The organism is Streptomyces boncukensis, assembly GCF_011045075.1.
GTDB classification, from domain to species: Bacteria; Actinomycetota; Actinomycetes; order Streptomycetales; family Streptomycetaceae; genus Streptomyces; species Streptomyces boncukensis.
Genome location: NZ_JAAKZZ010001021.1, coordinates 1 through 989, shown reverse-complemented (window position 1 = coordinate 989; position 989 = coordinate 1). Strand labels below are relative to the sequence as shown.

At 71.3% G+C, this 989-nt stretch carries 1 protein-coding gene; it reads left to right on the top strand.

Translation table 11 applies throughout. The features are described from left to right. Positions 1–963: phage tail sheath family protein (locus G5C65_RS37690; protein WP_165303564.1), on the top strand; the 963-nt coding region annotated here is incomplete at its 5' end. Between the last annotated feature and the right edge of the window lie 26 nt (positions 964–989).

The following is a 989-nucleotide window of genomic DNA, read 5'->3' as shown; positions in this document are numbered from 1 at the left end:
CCCGGCGCCCCCGCCCCCGCTTCCGCACCGCCGAAGCGGGACGAGGTGGCGCACCCCGGCCCTGCCGAGTACCTCGGCGACACCGCGGACCGCACCGGCTTCGGCGGCCTGGAGGCCGTCGACGAGATCTCCATGGTGGCGGTGCCCGACCTCATGGCCGCCTACCAGCGGGGGACGATCGACCTGGAGGCCGTCAAGGCCGTACAGCTCGGGATGATCGCGCACTGCGAGCTGATGGGCGACCGGGTCGCGGTCATCGACCCGCCCCCGAGCCTGAACGCCCGCCAGGTGCAGATCTGGCGCCAGGAGACGGCGGGCTACGACTCCAAGTACGCGGCCCTGTACTACCCCTGGATCAAGTCCTTCGACCCGGGCACCGGCAAGTCCCGGCTGATCCCGCCGAGCGGCCATGTCGCCGGCGTCTGGGCCCGCAGCGACAGCGAGCGCGGTGTGCACAAGGCCCCGGCGAACGAGGTCGTACGCGGCGCCGTCGACCTGGAGCTGCAGATCACCCGCGGCGAGCAGGACATGCTCAACCCCCTCGGGGTCAACTGCGTGCGCTCCTTCCCCGGCCGGGGCATCCGCGTCTGGGGCGCCCGCACCCTCTCCTCCGACCCCGAGTGGCGCTACCTGAACATCCGCCGGTACTTCAACTATCTGGAGGAGTCGATCCTGCTCGGCACCCAGTGGGTGGTTTTCGAGCCGAACGACCACCGGCTGTGGGCCCGCATCCGGCGCAACATCTCGGCGTTCCTGGTGACCGAGTGGCGCAGCGGCGCACTCTTCGGCCAGCGGCCCGAGCAGGCGTACTACGTCAAGTGCGACGACGAGACCAACCCGCAGGAGTCGGTCGACCTCGGCCGGGTGGTGTGCGAGATCGGTGTCGCGCCGGTCCGGCCCGCGGAGTTCGTGATCTTCCGGCTGGCCCAGTTCTCCAGCGGCAGCGGCGAACTGGAGGAGTAGGCCCCGGCCCCCGGGTACCCCTCCTC